We start from the raw sequence: 15563 nt of genomic DNA, 5'->3' as shown, positions 1-15563 counted from the left end.
ACTTATTTAAGTGCAAATGTAAGTTCAGCTTCGCAAGCAATTTGTCCGTCAACTGTTGCTACTGCTTTACCTTTACCAATTGGTCCACGCATTTTCACTAGTTCAACCTCTAGTCTTAGCTGATCACCTGGTACTACTTGTCTTTTAAAACGGCAATTATCGATACCAGCAAATAATGCTAGTTTTCCTTTATTTTGTTCAAGGCTTAACGCCGCAACTCCTCCAACTTGTGCTAGAGCTTCTACAATTAGTACACCTGGCATTACAGGATAATCAGGGAAATGACCATTAAAAAACTCTTCGTTAGCTGTTACATTTTTAATACCAATTGCACGTTTACCTTCTTCATGCTCAATGATACGATCTACTAATAAAAATGGGTAACGATGAGGAAGAATTTCTTTAATTGCTTTAATATCTAACATTTTATGTAGTCCTCCATTTGTAAAGATTCATTCTGTTAATAAAAAAGAAGCAAGTCTTAAGACCAGCTTCTATGCGCTATAAATATAATACTATCTTATTTTGTACCTTAACGCAAACCAATAATGAAACAGCTCAATTGCTTACCTGTTTTACTCCCATTACTCTATGTGAGCTGTGACGGTAAGTTTCTTAATCAACTATTCCCCACTTTCTTTCCTTGTATTATTAGCTGAATTTTAAAAATAGAAATTCATAGACTTTTCTTCCAATCCCCTTAACTTTCCGTATATTCCATGCCATCGAATACCAAAATAATAGTAATTAGTCATTATAAATGAGGTGCTGTGCATTGAAGGTGTTTTGGGTCTTTCTATGTTTATTTATACTAGAGATGTGTTTATTGGAAGGGATCGACTTATATAATGGCGATCATTTTCCTCATCTACTAATGAATATAAAGCTTAGCAAAACAGAGCTAGTAGGTGAAGATTATGTTTTAATTTTCTTTTTTACTGTACCATTCGGAGTTGCTAAAATCGTCCTATCGTATATGAAAAAACTAAAAAAGAAACGAAACCAAGAACAAAATCAAAATACTTCTAATTAAAACGAAAGAGAATGCAGTTAGCGTTTCTATGCTGCATTCTCTTTTGTTTTTGCTTTTTTTTGGATAATTGCAATGACCAACAGAACAGTTGGAATAATGATTTGTAATGGGATATGTAGATAGTAAGGCACAATGTCGAATCCCTCTTTATAATGCTCTAAATAATCAGGTGCCATCCATACAGAACTAAGTAATATGATTACTGCAATTGGATAAGTAAGTGTATCCGATTTCTTTATTTTAAATAAATCTGCTGCTCCAATGACTGCACAAAAGAAAAACACCGTAATCTTAATAAATCCCCCTACAGCAATAATAATGACAATGATTGAATCAAGTCTTTGAATAAAATCGGCAATATTGATGTAACTTATTGCTGTTAAAATCGGATATGTAGCTCTCTCTACCGTGTTAGCTCCTAAAATGCATATGTTTAGCATCGTTACTAACGTTAAAACCAGGCCTGCAAAAATTAAACCAGGAATGCCGATCTTCCACGCATATTCCGCTTTCTTTAAATAAGGTAAAATCATTGTAAATACTATCGTTTCACCAAATGGAAAAGTAACGGTCAAAGGGTATGCTTCTTTTATTATGGTCTTCCACCCCGTCTCTAGTACGGGTCTTAGATTATCAGTTTTTATGATCCCTGCAATTACTTCAAAACCAATTAATGCTACCGTTATGAAGATGATTACGAAAAACACAAACTCACATACCCTGCCGAATACTTCAAATCCTTTAAAGACTGCATACATACATAAGAATAAAAATAAAATACCGATTGAAATATTTGAGGACGCGTTGTAAAGTGTAATCACTAGTAATTCTTCAAAATCTCTAAGAACTCGGGCACCTATATAAATAAAATAGAGAATATAAACCATTGCTAGTATTTTGCCTGCAAACTTCCCCAAAATAGATTGAATATATCTTGTAAATGGTAATTCGGGATATAGATCAAATAATTTAATGTAAACACACAATAGTAAGCATCCCGTAACCAAGGCGGTTAAAACACTAATCCAAGCATCCTGCATTGCACCAGATGCAAGTCCTACTAATGTAGCGCTCCCCATTTCAAATAAATATAACATACTAAAGAATTGGTAAGCACCAATTGATAATTTTCGATTCATTAGCATTCCCTTCTTTTCTAAAATGGATAAGCTTTTTTTCTCATACCTATATTATTTATTTGAACATCTACATTAACTTTCACTTTTGCTTTTTGAAATTGTTCATTCCAATTTTTCTCATATTTTTTAAAAACCTTTGGTTCTGATAAATGAAGTTTATCACCAAATCCAAAAATATCTGACCCATACCCTTGTGCTTCTTTAATCCCTTTTCGTATTACTTTCTTTAACTCTTTCTCACTTAATAACTCATATTTTTCTAGCGTTTTGGCTTGATCGAAATTGTCACTACAGAGTACTTCATCAATAACAGCAATGGCTTTTACAGTTATGGTAATTCTCGGTACCTTATCTTTCATTTTAACCTTCGTGTCCGTTTTTACCCGTGTAAGCTCCATCGAATCAAATTCATTTTTGCCACATTTTATCTGTAAATTCGATTCCTTTATTGTATTATCAACTATTTGTACCGATTTTGCTGGAGGACCATCTAACCATCCAACTAACTTTCCTTTTTTAATAATCCCTAGCCCTTCAATTTTGTTATAAGATGATTTCACATTTGAAAAATTTTCAAGCGTTTCAGATTCCTTCGTTTCATGTTCTAAAACTGCACCATTAACGACCGGTTCTCTACCACTGCTTGAAAGAGCTGCTATTACTTGGCGCATTTGTATTTGTGGATTTTCGCCTAAAAGAGCTGACGTATTATTAATTTTTCCTACGATTGACTTAGCCGGTAATTTATCAAGTGCTGGCAAATTATTCATTACCTTATAAACACTGTCTTTCCTTGCAATAATGACCGGAATATTAACACGTATTTTGGAATCCCTCTCAAATACATCAAATATATAATTTAATGATTTTTTTTTTGCCAAGTTTTCCCCAATGACAACAAGTGCAACGTGAGAATAAATATTCGATCGAGAAATACTTTTTGTTACATTTCGTGCTGCTTCAGAAATTGTTCTACCTTTTTGTTCTAAGGATACGATTGGCGTACCGATTGAACCAGTCAAACTTGCAATTGCACTCGGATTAACGACTTGAAGTACCATATTGTATTGATTTTCTTCTGGTATATAGTCTATACCCATGGCTACCACGATTGAAACACTGTTTAATTCTTTATAATTAGAACAACTTACCAAAAGTAAACTTGTAATTAGAATTAAGATCATACTTTTTCTTTTCATACTTATTCTCCAGATCTTTGTTCTTTAACAGTTTTGGTATTCCCTTGACTAGGTACAACTAAAATAGTATCTTTTTGGCTTTTTATACGGAATGGAGCAAATGGTGCAAAATATGGCTCTCCAAAAGATCGTAGGCTACACATATGTAATAATATAATTAACCCACCGATCAAAATTCCAAATAAACCAATATAAGCTGCCGCCAATAATAATATAAACCTAAGAATCCTAGCGGCGGTTGACATATTATAATAAGGGATCGTAAAGCTAGCAATCGCTGTAATGGATACGATAATTACCATTGAAGCAGATACAAATCCTGCTTGTACAGCTGCTTGCCCCAAGATTAAGGCTCCAACAATAGAAAGCGCCTGCCCAACCGCTCTTGGCATTCGAATTCCAGCTTCACGTAATACTTCAAAAATTAGCTCCATACCAAGCGCTTCAACAATTGCTGGCAAAGGCACACCTTCACGCTGGGCCGCTAAGCTTACTAATAATACTGTTGGAACGACAGCTTGATGAAATGAAGTAATTGCAATAAAAATTCCAGGTGCAAACAAAGCAGTCCAAAAGGATATATAACGCAGCAATCTTAAAAAAGTACCAATATATGAGCTTTGATAATAATCCTCGGGGGATTGAAAAAACTGCGTAAATGTAGCTGGTAAAATTAAGACAAAAGGTGTACCAGCTGTAAAAATAGCAACGCGTCCTTCCAGTAAGTTACCTACTACAGCATCAGGTCTCTCTGTATTAATGATTGTAGGGAAGATGGTTTTTTGGTCGTTTTGAATATAGTTTTCAATATAGCTGGATTCTAAGATTTCATCTGCATTAATAGCCTCTAAACGATGTTTTACTTCCCTTAATAACTCTTCATCTACAACTCCTTTTATATACATTATTTCTACGTCTGTTCTAGTTACTTCGCCTATTTTCATTGCATCAATTCGTAGCGCTGGGTGCTGTATTCTATTTCGAATTAGCGAAGTATTTGTACGTAAGCTTTCTGTAAAACTATCCTTTGGCCCTCTGATTACAGTTTGCGTTGAAGGCTCTGATATACTTCTAGATTGAACCATTTTTGTACATGCAACCAAGAAGTTACTATCATGGTCTAAAAGAATAACCGTATCTCCAATCAATAAAGCTGATAAGAGATTTGTATAGCTTGATTGTGATTTTAAACTTGAAACGGCGATTATACTTTTTAACCCATTCTCTAAATCTGTTAATGAAAGAGTTGTTTCTTTTTCTGAATTAATTTTGACGATTTTTTCAACGATTCCCTCATTCACTAATTGCTCATTTGAAATTCCATCAATATGAATCGTCGCAAAAGAATACTGCATACCTTCCCCTAGTGTTTCATGACGAACCACAAGGTCGGAGCTATCCCCAAAATCATCTTTTATTCTTTTGATATTTTCTAAAATGTCTTTACTTAAAGAACGAGATATATTATTTTGAAATGGAATTTTTTTATTAGTAGCTGCACTATTGGTTTCTTTGTAATTTAACATTTTTTCACCGCCCCATAATCATGGCTTATTATTCTTATACTTTTTCCAAAATATTTCATTTAATGTATTGTTTTCTAAGTTGTTTATTTTACAAACAAAAAAAGGCTGTCTTATGAGACACCCCTCTTCACTTTTGTTATAAGAATTTTTAATTTTCCCCTCTAGAGTGCGTGATCTTTTAAGTGCCGTGTCTACAAACATAAACACTTTTTTACAAAGTTACCTGCCCATAATAAATTCCAAACAAAAAAATCCCAAGCTCTATTTGCTTGAGATTTCAGTGTGTAATCAAGCTACAAAGCTTGAGCCTTTTATTTTAAATAACGACTTGGAATCTTATCAATATTTTCTAACATAATTCCAGTACCTACTGCAACACACTGCATTGGATCTTCAGCAATGAAAACAGGTACTTTTAATTCTTCAGCAAGTAAAATATCTATTCCATGAAGTAATGCACCGCCACCAGTTAGAATAACTCCACGATCAATAATATCAGCTGACAATTCAGGTGGTGTACGCTCTAGTACTGTTTTTGCAGCTTGTACAATTAAATAAACCGGTTCACTTAGTGCTCTTTGAATTTCATCAGATTGTACAGTAATTGTACGAGGTAATCCAGTTACCATATCACGTCCACGGATATCGATTGATTCATTTCTAGCACCAGGGAAAACAGTACCTACTTCAATTTTAATTTGTTCTGCAGTACGTTCTCCAATTAGCAGTTTGTATTCACGCTTGATATAGTTTAAAATCTCCATATCAAACTTGTCCCCTGCCATTTTAATTGAAGAGGCGGTGACGATATCTCCCATCGATAAAACTGCGACATCGGTTGTCCCACCGCCAATATCAATTACCATGTTACCACTTGGTTGGAATATATCCATTCCAGCACCGATTGCAGCAACCTTTGGCTCTTCTTCAAGATAAACTTGTTTACCGCCGCTTTTTTCAGCAGCTTCACGAATTGCTTTTTGTTCAACAGAAGTGATGTTTGTTGGACAACAAATCAAAATACGCGGCTTTGACATGAATCCCTTTACATCTAATTTATTTATAAAATGACGTAGCATAGCCTCAGTAATATCAAAGTCAGCAATTACACCATCTTTTAGTGGACGAATCGCTACGATATTACCAGGTGTACGACCTACCATGCGACTTGCTTCTTCCCCTACTGCTAATACTTTTCCGCTACTACGCTCTATTGCAACTACTGAAGGTTCGTTTAATACGATTCCTTTACCCTTAACATGTATTAAGACATTGGCTGTACCAAGATCTATTCCGATATCCTTAGAAAACATTCCTTTTGGCTCCTCCTTATTCACTATACTCATGAGCAGTTCCCCGAATACGTTCCATACCAAAATATAATTTTACCATAAAGAACTACATTTAGTAATTAATATTTGTGAACAGGAGGTTAAATATTTCTAATTTTGTTTTCAAGGCTCAGAAACCCTATTTAGTTACTTTCTCAACGTCTTCTTTTTGATACTTTTGCTTTGTAGCCTCTCCACCGCGTAAGTGACGAATTGATTTGTGATAATCCAAAATTTCTTTTACTTCATTTGCCAAATCAGGATTGATTTCAGGTAGGCGTTCTGTTAGATCTTTGTGTACAGTACTTTTTGACACACCAAACTCTTTAGCTATTACGCGTACTGTTTTCTTCGTCTCCACGATATATTTCCCAATCTTGATCGTTCTCTCTTTGATGTAATCGTGCACACTACTCTCCTCCTCTAAATGGATGTGAGAAGCATGAAATGAGACTCGTTTTGACTGACTAAGCTGCTCTTTTTCCTGCTCTGACTGACCTGCTGAGGTACATTTATTTTGACTAGGTAGAAAATCCACGATTCCTCACCTCAAACACCTCTTTGATGGGTTTATAACATTGTATTAGCAAAGGCGTCTAACTATGCACAATTATCAGAAAAAAACAAGTGCCTAACACATATGGGGTATGATTCCCACGTGTTAGGCACTTTGTGAATTACTTAATTATTATTGTTGAATTTTATTTCCAGCTGAATCAGTATTAGAAGAATCTTCTTCATGATCATCTGATACATTACCAGAAGTATTCATTGTATTAGATTTTTTTGTTTCACTTTTTGAATTTTCAGAACTAATAATAGATGAAACATCTTGCCCTTGGTATTTCTCTGGATTAATAGCTACACCATCTTTACGTAATTCATAATGAACATGAATGCCATTTTCTTTGCCAATTAAAGCTGTTCCAGCTACACCAAGAACTTGTCCTTGAGAAACTTTTGTTCCTGGTTCAACACTTACAGATTTTAAGCTTTGATAATATGAAACTAATCCGTTACCGCTTTCTACTACTACTACATATCCTAGCTCAGCATCTTTTTGAGCTTTTGTAACAGTACCACTAAGAGCTGCAGTTACATCAAATTCTTTTCCACTTTTATCAACTAAATCCATACCAGTGTTAATCGTAAAAGTATTATTGTCCATTTGTATTAATGATGCTTGTTGCTCATTTTTTGAAGCAGTATCATCGTAATAATGACTCTTAACTTGAACTGTTGCCTCTTTAGAAACTGGATAAGTTAATTTTTCTTCTGGCTGTGAAGCTGGGATTGCTTCAGGCTCTCTCGTATCAACTGTAGTTCCAGTTTTTGTTGGAGTTGGAGCATTACTGTATTGATACCATAACGCACCAGTTAAAATTACTGCCGCACTTACTAAATAAATTGCTGGTACTACCCAACGCTTTCTTAACATTTTAATAACTTTTTGAGAAGTTTTTTTGTTTTGTTCCTCTCTCATCCTTATCACCTCTGCAATCATTGTCAACAAATTTCTGGAATTATATACGCAATTTAGAAAATTTTAGTTCGACAAAATTCTTATTTTTCCACACAATTTCAAACTAATTCACATTAATCCACAAAATACTGAAAAATATTAACAAATGAAAGCGATTTATCCACAATTCCACAAAGTTTATACACAATATTTGTGGATAAGTTAATAAAGTCCCGTTATGAAGTTAATAAAATATTTTTCTTGCATTTTTCTTTTTTACAAAATATAATCGCATTACAAGCTTGTACGATGTATTAAAAACTTAAACTTAAAAGATTATTTCAGTCATTATATATTTTTTGCGATGATGAAGAAGAGTAGATTATATGAAAGTTTCAGAGAGCTGACGGTTGGTGCAAGTCAGTACGGACATATTTTTGAATGGGCTTCTGAGCAATCAAACCGAACCATATTTATATATGCAGTAGGCTTTGGCGGACGTCTCACCGATAAAAGAGACAGGTATTCAAACTCATGTTTCGATACTGCTTTTTGTCACAAGGTAGTTCAATTCATTTGTTTTGATACTGCAAAGTGAGTCTAACGTTTTTAGACTAATTAAGGTGGCACCACGGGAGTCCTCGTCCTTTTTATAAGGCGGGGACTCTTTTTTTGTACCCAAAAATAAGGAGAGAAAAATAAAATGATATTTACTAAGAAAAAATTCGTATCAATTAGTTTATTACTCACATTGGCACTAACAGGCTGTGGACAACAATCAAATCAGACAGTTTCTAAGTCAGATGATCACACACTACATTTAATGGATACTTCGGATGTTGTAAGTCTTGATAGTTCACTAGCTTTAGATGGACCTTCATTAAACGCACTTAATAGTGTAATGGAAGGTCTCTATATGCCAAATGAAAAAGGAGAATACGTTCCCGCTGCTGCTTTGTCACATAAAGTTAGTACAGATGGCAAAGTTTATACATTTACATTAAGAGATGCCAAATATTCAAACGGGGACCCTGTAACAGCAAAAGATTTTGTTTTTGCAATGAAACGTGCAATTGACCCAAAAACTAAAGCTCAGTTTGCTTACGATTTATACGATATTGAAAATGCAAAAGAAATTAACCAAGGAAAGTTGCCAGTCGATAAACTCGGGGTAACTGCAATAGATGATAAAACATTACAAATTAAACTTGAACGCCCGATCCCATATTTCATTCAACTGACAAGTTTACCGATGTTCTTCCCGTTAAATGAAAAATTCGTTAAGGAGCAAGGTAACAAATATGGTCTAGAAGCAAATACAACTTTATATAATGGCCCTTACGTTGTAAGTAAATGGGAACATGAAGCTGGCTTTACAATGGAAAAAAATCCACAATACTATGATAAAAAGAATGTCCATGTAAATAAAATCGACGTGAAAATCATGAAAGAAACAACAACTGCAGTTAATCTTTATGAAACTGGTGAACTTGACCAAGCGATTATTGATTCTAATGTGATCGATCGTTATAAAGGGAATAAAGAATTAAACAAATTAGCTATGCCAATTGTCTCTTATATCAGCTTTAATCAAAAAAACCCATTTTTATCAAATCAAAAAATGCGTAAGGCAATCGCAAACGGTTTTAATAAAGAGGACATTAGTACAACGCTATTAAACGATGGTTCTATTCCTACTGATCGAATTATTCCTAAAGGTTTAGTAAAAAACTCTAAAGGTGTGGATTTTGTTAGCTCAACATCTCATCCTTCTACAGTAAGTCTAAAGGAGGCAAAAACACTATTTAAAGAAGCTTTATCTGAGCTTAGTAAATCAGAGGCTACAATTTCATTACTAGTAAGTGATAACAATACTTCGCGTAAAATCGGTGAATATTTAAAATCACAATTAGAAACAAATTTAAAAGGTTTAACAGTGAATATTGTCGTACAACCTGCACAACAAAAATTTGAATTACGTCAACAAGGAAACTACGACCTTTCTCTAGATACATGGGGTGCAGATTATCCGGATCCAACGACTTATTTAGAATTGTTTACATCTAAATCAGCTTTAAATGTATTAAACTATCAAAACGCTCAGTATGATCAATTTGTTCAAAAAGCAAATACAATCAGCTTACAAAACGAATCAGAACGTACTCAACTGCTTCATAATGCTGAAGACCTTTTACTAGATGATGCTGCGATTGCTCCAGTTTACCAAGCTGGCTACGTATACTTGCAAAAATCAAATGTAAAAAACATAAAGGTACGTCCATTTGTTGGCTATTTTTATTATAAATATGCCCAAAAGCAATAGGAGCTAAGGAAAGAAGTCGTATTGAAGAAAAACTTATGTTTCGTAACGAACTAACTTTCGCAACTGAAATAGAACCAGTATGTTGCAATACCAAATCAAAAAACACTCTAAATGGACGAATCTTAGTTCAATTTAGAGTGTTTTTTAGTTGTTTTCTTCTTTTTATAAAAAATAATCTTAGCAATTAAACAAAAAAAAGACCCTTATGAGGTCTGTCTTAAAATATCTTCTCTCAAAGCTTCTCCAATCCATCATAATCTTTCTTACTAAGCTTCTTTATGCTGATTCCCTTGTAATAATACTTAACAATCTCATCAAAAGTTTTCCCTTGCTTTGCAAGCTCGTTTGCCCCATATTGGCTCATACCTACTCCATGACCAAAACCTTTTGTAGTAATAATGATTTCATTACCAGAACGCTCCCACGAAAAATCCGTTGAACGTAGGTTTAGTTTTTCCCTAATTTCTTTGCCCGAGAGTGTTTTTTTACCAAACGCTACTTGTTCTACTCGTTTACCTTGCGTTCTTGACGTGACTTTCCCTATGTCTGACTTATTAATTTTTACATTAAGTTTCCTTTCAAACTCACTTATTGTAAATGACTTTTTTGATATATAGTCTGGAGCAACAAAATCCCAAGGACTCGGTACGCTTTTCAAATATGGTACACTATTTTTCCAATATTCTTCGGAGTTTTCTGTGTATCCATTGCTTGTGGAAAAGAATGAAGCAGTTATAGGTTGTCCATTGTAAGTTAATATTTGTCCTTCAGTTGCTTTTACAGCTTTTTCAATTTTGGCTATATTTTTATCGTATTGAGCGCCATATCTTTTCTTCAAGTCGTCGCGATCTTGGAAGACTTGAAAATTAACTGTATCATCTACAATTCCACCTTCTTCAAGCGGTTTTCCTTCTTTCAATCGTTTGATGATAAATGTTCTAGCACTTAAACTTTGTGCTTTTAGTGCTTCTAATTCAAATTTTGCTGGCATTTCTGATGCTACTACTCCCAATACGTATTCCTCGATTGGAAGTTTTTCAACTTTTTTTGTTTTTGTTCTAAAAACTTCAATACTTAGATTGTCATTTTTGTTCGCTGCTGCAACTTGGTTTGCTTTTTTCTGTAGCTGATCAACCAATCTACCATCTGTATGACTATGAAATGGTAGAACAAGCAATGTAGGGATAATAATAACGACTGAGCAAGTAGTTAATCCTGCAGTGATTAATGTTTTAAATGACTTCATATTTTCCTCCTATCCATTTCAAAACAACTTTAAATGACAATTTTCAACTAATTGCCCTTTCTAAAGATAATTTATGTATATGGACAAGCATTTAGAACAAATATAGTATGATTTCAAATTAGATTCTTTTAACAAATTGTATTATTTTTTTATTATTTTTAGAATATTTTAGCTGGTTTCTGTCTATAACTGATAGTAGAAAGTTGCATGAAAATGCAAAAATGCCTGACTCAATGTGGGGTAACACAAAGTGCCAGGCATTTGAATTAGTTTTTAGTTTACGCTTGTAAATCTTTAAGTGTTTCTTCCTCTACAGCTGTGCTTGGTTCGTTTACACGTTCAATGTCCGCTCCAAGTGCAGCAAGCTTTTCATGGAAATTTACATAACCACGATCTAAATGTTTCAATTCAGTAACGCGTGTATATCCATCAACAACTAGACCAGCCAGGATAAGTGATGCAGCAGCGCGTAAATCCGTAGCAGCTACTTCTGCTCCTTGAAGATCATTTGGTCCATGAATAATAGTTGATCGACCTTCGATTTTAATATTCGCATTCATGCGACGGAATTCTTCCACATGCATAAAACGATTTTCAAATACTGTTTCAGTAATCATGCCTGTTCCATTAGCTTTTAATAGAAGTGCCATCATTTGTGATTGCATATCTGTTGGGAAGCCTGGATGAGGCATTGTTTTGATGTCTACAGGTTTTAAATTATCAGTACCAATTACACGAAGACCTTCTTCCTCTTCGATAAATGTTACACCCATTTCACGCATTTTCGCTACAACTGAGCTTAAATGCTCTGGAACTGCATTTTCAATTAATACATTTCCATTCGTAATAGCTGCTGCTACCATAAATGTTCCAGCTTCAATACGGTCTGGAATAATGTGATGAGTTGTACCAAATAATGTTGGTACACCTTCAATTCGAATAGTGCCTGTTCCAGCACCACGAACTTTACCACCCATTGCATTAATGAAGTTTGCTAAGTCAACAATTTCAGGTTCTTTTGCAGCATTTTCAAGAATTGTTATACCTTCTGCAAGTGCAGCTGCAGACATGATATTTTCTGTTGCACCTACGCTTGGGAAATCTAAATAGATTTTTGCCCCTTTTAAACGACCGTTTGATTTTGCTTCTACAAAACCATTACCAACCGTAATTTGAGCCCCCATTGCTTCAAATCCTTTTAAGTGTTGTTCAATTGGTCTAGATCCAATCGCACATCCACCTGGTAACGCTACACGTGCATGACCATTTCTTGCTAAAAGTGGTCCCATTACAAGAATAGATGCTCGCATTTTACGAACATATTCAAATGGTGCTTCAACATGTAAATCTTTTGAAGCGTCAACTGTTACTGTATTATTTTCGAACCCAACCTCTGTATTTAAATTACGAAGTACTTCGTTAATCGTGTAAACGTCAGATAGAGTTGGTACGTCATGAATTACATTTTTTCCTTCACTAGCTAGTAGCGCTGCAGCAAGAACTGGTAAGACAGCATTTTTTGCACCTTCTACACGAACTGTGCCTTGAAGCTGTTTCCCGCCACGGACAATGATTTTATCCAAACTTTTCCCCTCCGTGTCCTAATATAGATCTATCAATATTCTACTGTTATAATCGGTGTGCCAATAATAATTGTCGTTGATTTATCAACATTGTTTTCACGTATTGCAATTTGTAAATTAATTTTTTTGCCATTTGCAACCAGAGCGTCATTCCACTGTTCAGTATATGCTGAAACAGAGACGAATGCCCCTTCTTTTATTTCTTCTATTTTTGTTGCTTTAAAAGTCTCCAAAAAATTATTTTTTATACCCTGCAAAACACCTTCAAGTTTACCACCCATTGTCCCCTTTATACAAGTAAAAAAAGTAGGTTGTTTACTAAAAATATTTTCCAATGAGTCTTTTATCAGTTTATTTGTTTCTTTTTCTGTCTGATGGTCCCATTTAGTCCCACTGAGCTCATAAATTACATAACTATTGTTATTGTCAGTAGATGTAACAACGATTCTCTCTGTGATTAAATTATGGTTAAATGTACCAATTATTTTATTACCATTATCAGCTTTCGTCCACTTAAATTTTTTAAATCCCGCTTTATATTTCCCGACTATTTGGGACACCGAAGTATTCATTTTAGCTTCTCTTGCGTATAAATTCCAACTTGTAACCGAAATGTCTTTTTTATTTAATAAGTCTGCAAAGCGGTTCAATTGACTTACACCTGTGTTAGCCATACCAATCTTACCCCAATTAAAAAATAGTGCAGAAGCAAAAGTAATCGTAATTAAAAATAAGTACATTGTCTTTTTCATAATTAATCCCCTCTCTTACTTCCATTTTTCACAGGTAGAGAGGGGTTTATACGATACATTGATACATACTTTTTGACAAATTATTTCAATAAATATGTAATGTTTTTTGTATATTGTAGATAGTCTAAGAAAAAACTACTTACAGCAGAAGAAATTGTAATCGTCAGTAGTACCATAAAAAGTCGAATTTGGGCAACATGACCTTTTTTCATAATACTCTCCCACTTAATTGCAGTTAAAGCCCACCAAGTTAAAATAATGAAAAATAAATGGACAATTATTGCTAATAATGCTTCTGTCCCAACTAAAGCTTCCATTTTTCACGTCCTCTTTTCGGTTGATTATGATAAAAAAATTTTCAAATTGCAAAGTTGGATTTTTAGCCCATAATTTATTAGAAAATCAAATTTTATACTTTTTCTACAAATTAAAAAGTGCAGGAAACATCCCACACTTTTAAGTTAAATCTATTTTACGCCATAAAGAAGTCTTTCACAATGTCTAGCTTATGAAATACATCTAAAGCTAAAGATGGTTTAATACCTAATACAATTGTTAGGATAGCACATACCAATATAACGAAAAGATGTGTCTTTGGAAGTACTATTTTACGTTCTTCACCACTTCTAAAGAAGATATTTTGAAGGATGCCGAAATAGTAAAAATAAGATACTACTGTAGTTAATAGTAGAATTCCACCTAGTACATAATATCCTTTAACTTGGACAAAAGCTCCCAAGAAAATATTTAACTTTCCTATAAACCCTGCAGTTAATGGAATACCTGCTAGCGATAAAACAAATATTGTCATTGTAATCGCTAAAAATGGATTTGTTTTAATTAGCCCTGCAAATGATGATAAAGAGTCAGATCCCCTTTGTTGTTGTACATTGTAGACGATTGTTAAAGTACCAATTGTCATGAATGTATAAGTTAATAAATAAAACCAGATCCCCTCAAACATGAATGGTGAAATACTTACAAATGCGACTAGAACATAACCTCCATGTGCAATACCTGAGTATGCAAGTATGCGCTTTAGACTGTTTTGTTTTAAAGCAATTGTATTACCAATAATCATCGATAACGCAGCCAATGTAGCAACAACTGGTTGCATTACTTCAAATACAGATTTTTGTTCCTTCATCAATAATGCACCAGTAAAAATTGCTAAGAAGATGCGAAGTACGATGATAAACCCACCTGTTTTTGAAACTGTTGCTAAGAATGCTGTTACAGGTGTTGGTGCGCCTTCATAAACATCTGGCGCCCACATATGGAACGGAACAGATGCAAGTTTAAATGATAATCCTACAAATACTAACACAAATGCTATGATCATAAGAAACTCATTACTGCTTGGAATACCTTGTTGAAGAGCCAAATTCATTTCAGTAATGTTTGTTGTTCCTGTTAAGCCATAAGTATAGCTTAATCCGAATAATGTTATTGCAGTTGATATACCACCGTTAATTACATACTTAAGTGCTGCCTCGGAAGAGCCTTCTCTTCTCTTTTGAATTCCAACTAGAATATAGGATGAAATCGAAAGTAACTCTAATCCAACAAATAATGTAATTAAATCACTACTTGAAGCCATATACATTGCTCCAATTAACGCTGTAATAAACAATGTATAGTACTCTGAGCGCTCTGCAATTGCTTTATCTCCTAGAGCAAGTAATAAAACTAAGATTGCTCCGATTAATAAAATAGTTTTAAAGAGAAGCCCAAATGAATCAAGCTTAAACGATCCCGCTAATAGACTTATTGGTTCATGTGAATAAAGTGTGAATAACCATGCAAGTGATCCAACAACGCTTAATAAACCAACCCAACCGACTATTTTACGACTCGCATTTTTAGGTAGTAAGAGTTCAAGAGTTAATAGAAGAAGCGCAGCAGCTACTAGAATAATCTCAGGACCCATTGTTCCCCATTGAAATTCAGATAATGCTTTCCATGTCAT

General features: G+C 34.2%; 14 protein-coding genes and 1 other annotated feature. Of the genes, 2 read left to right on the top strand and 12 right to left on the bottom strand.

The genetic code is table 11. The features are described from left to right. Positions 1-2 precede the first annotated feature (2 nt). A complete protein-coding gene (gene fabZ / locus ACSBO6_RS01060) occupies positions 3-425 on the bottom strand; it encodes a 3-hydroxyacyl-ACP dehydratase FabZ (protein ID WP_056469377.1) in 423 nt (140 codons plus the stop codon). Positions 426-775: 350 nt separating this feature from the next. Between fabZ and ACSBO6_RS01055 the strand changes: the two genes are divergently transcribed. Beyond that, entirely contained in the window at positions 776-1033 is a 258-nt protein-coding gene (locus ACSBO6_RS01055; protein WP_098846498.1) for a hypothetical protein, read from the top strand. Positions 1034-1059: 26 nt separating this feature from the next. Here ACSBO6_RS01055 and ACSBO6_RS01050 read toward each other — a convergent pair whose 3' ends face one another. The 6 genes from ACSBO6_RS01050 to spoIIQ form a co-directional block, all read right to left on the bottom strand. Continuing rightward, positions 1060-2172 (bottom strand): GerAB/ArcD/ProY family transporter, encoded by a 1113-nt coding sequence (locus ACSBO6_RS01050; protein ID WP_498844013.1) that lies wholly within the window; start codon positions 2170-2172, stop codon positions 1060-1062. Positions 2173-2189: 17 nt separating this feature from the next. Beyond that, entirely contained in the window at positions 2190-3371 is a 1182-nt protein-coding gene (locus ACSBO6_RS01045) for a Ger(x)C family spore germination protein (RefSeq protein WP_498844012.1), read from the bottom strand. A 2-nt stretch (positions 3372-3373) separates the two neighbouring features. Next, positions 3374-4897, bottom strand: coding sequence for a spore germination protein (locus ACSBO6_RS01040; RefSeq protein ID WP_098846495.1), 1524 nt, complete (start codon positions 4895-4897; stop codon positions 3374-3376). A gap of 311 nt (positions 4898-5208) precedes the next feature. After that, on the bottom strand, positions 5209-6210 hold the full coding sequence (locus ACSBO6_RS01035; protein ID WP_025569003.1) for a rod shape-determining protein: 1002 nt from the start codon (positions 6208-6210) through the stop codon (positions 5209-5211). Positions 6211-6367: 157 nt separating this feature from the next. Further along, a complete protein-coding gene (gene spoIIID / locus ACSBO6_RS01030; RefSeq protein WP_025569002.1) occupies positions 6368-6637 on the bottom strand; it encodes a sporulation transcriptional regulator SpoIIID in 270 nt (89 codons plus the stop codon). Between the two features lie 279 nt (positions 6638-6916). Beyond that, the gene (spoIIQ, locus tag ACSBO6_RS01025) at positions 6917-7711 is read right to left on the bottom strand and encodes a stage II sporulation protein SpoIIQ (RefSeq protein ID WP_180232943.1); all 795 of its coding nucleotides are present in this window, start codon (positions 7709-7711) and stop codon (positions 6917-6919) included. Positions 7712-8045: 334 nt separating this feature from the next. Next, positions 8046-8342, top strand: a binding site (T-box leader). A gap of 51 nt (positions 8343-8393) precedes the next feature. Between spoIIQ and ACSBO6_RS01020 the strand changes: the two genes are divergently transcribed. Then, positions 8394-10013: a peptide ABC transporter substrate-binding protein gene (locus tag ACSBO6_RS01020; RefSeq protein ID WP_098846493.1), complete on the top strand. Its 1620-nt coding sequence runs from the start codon at positions 8394-8396 to the stop codon at positions 10011-10013. Between the two features lie 232 nt (positions 10014-10245). Here ACSBO6_RS01020 and spoIID read toward each other — a convergent pair whose 3' ends face one another. From spoIID to nuoN, 5 genes are all read right to left on the bottom strand, one after another. Next, positions 10246-11259, bottom strand: coding sequence for a stage II sporulation protein D (spoIID, locus tag ACSBO6_RS01015; protein WP_098846492.1), 1014 nt, complete (start codon positions 11257-11259; stop codon positions 10246-10248). A gap of 278 nt (positions 11260-11537) precedes the next feature. Further along, positions 11538-12842 (bottom strand): UDP-N-acetylglucosamine 1-carboxyvinyltransferase, encoded by a 1305-nt coding sequence (gene murA / locus ACSBO6_RS01010; protein WP_498844011.1) that lies wholly within the window; start codon positions 12840-12842, stop codon positions 11538-11540. Positions 12843-12874: 32 nt separating this feature from the next. After that, positions 12875-13594 (bottom strand): YwmB family TATA-box binding protein, encoded by a 720-nt coding sequence (locus tag ACSBO6_RS01005; protein ID WP_098846490.1) that lies wholly within the window; start codon positions 13592-13594, stop codon positions 12875-12877. 80 nt (positions 13595-13674) lie between these two features. Then, positions 13675-13911 (bottom strand): DUF1146 family protein, encoded by a 237-nt coding sequence (locus tag ACSBO6_RS01000; protein ID WP_025568971.1) that lies wholly within the window; start codon positions 13909-13911, stop codon positions 13675-13677. 155 nt (positions 13912-14066) lie between these two features. Beyond that, positions 14067-15563, bottom strand: a complete 1497-nt coding sequence (gene nuoN, locus ACSBO6_RS00995; RefSeq protein ID WP_098846489.1) for an NADH-quinone oxidoreductase subunit NuoN — start codon at positions 15561-15563, stop codon at positions 14067-14069.

The organism is Bacillus sp. AL-1R, assembly GCF_052180195.1.
Taxonomy (GTDB): domain Bacteria; phylum Bacillota; class Bacilli; order Bacillales; family Bacillaceae_G; genus Gottfriedia.
The sequence above is the reverse complement of the archived record's forward strand: the minus strand, read 5'-3'. Positions and strand labels throughout refer to the sequence as shown.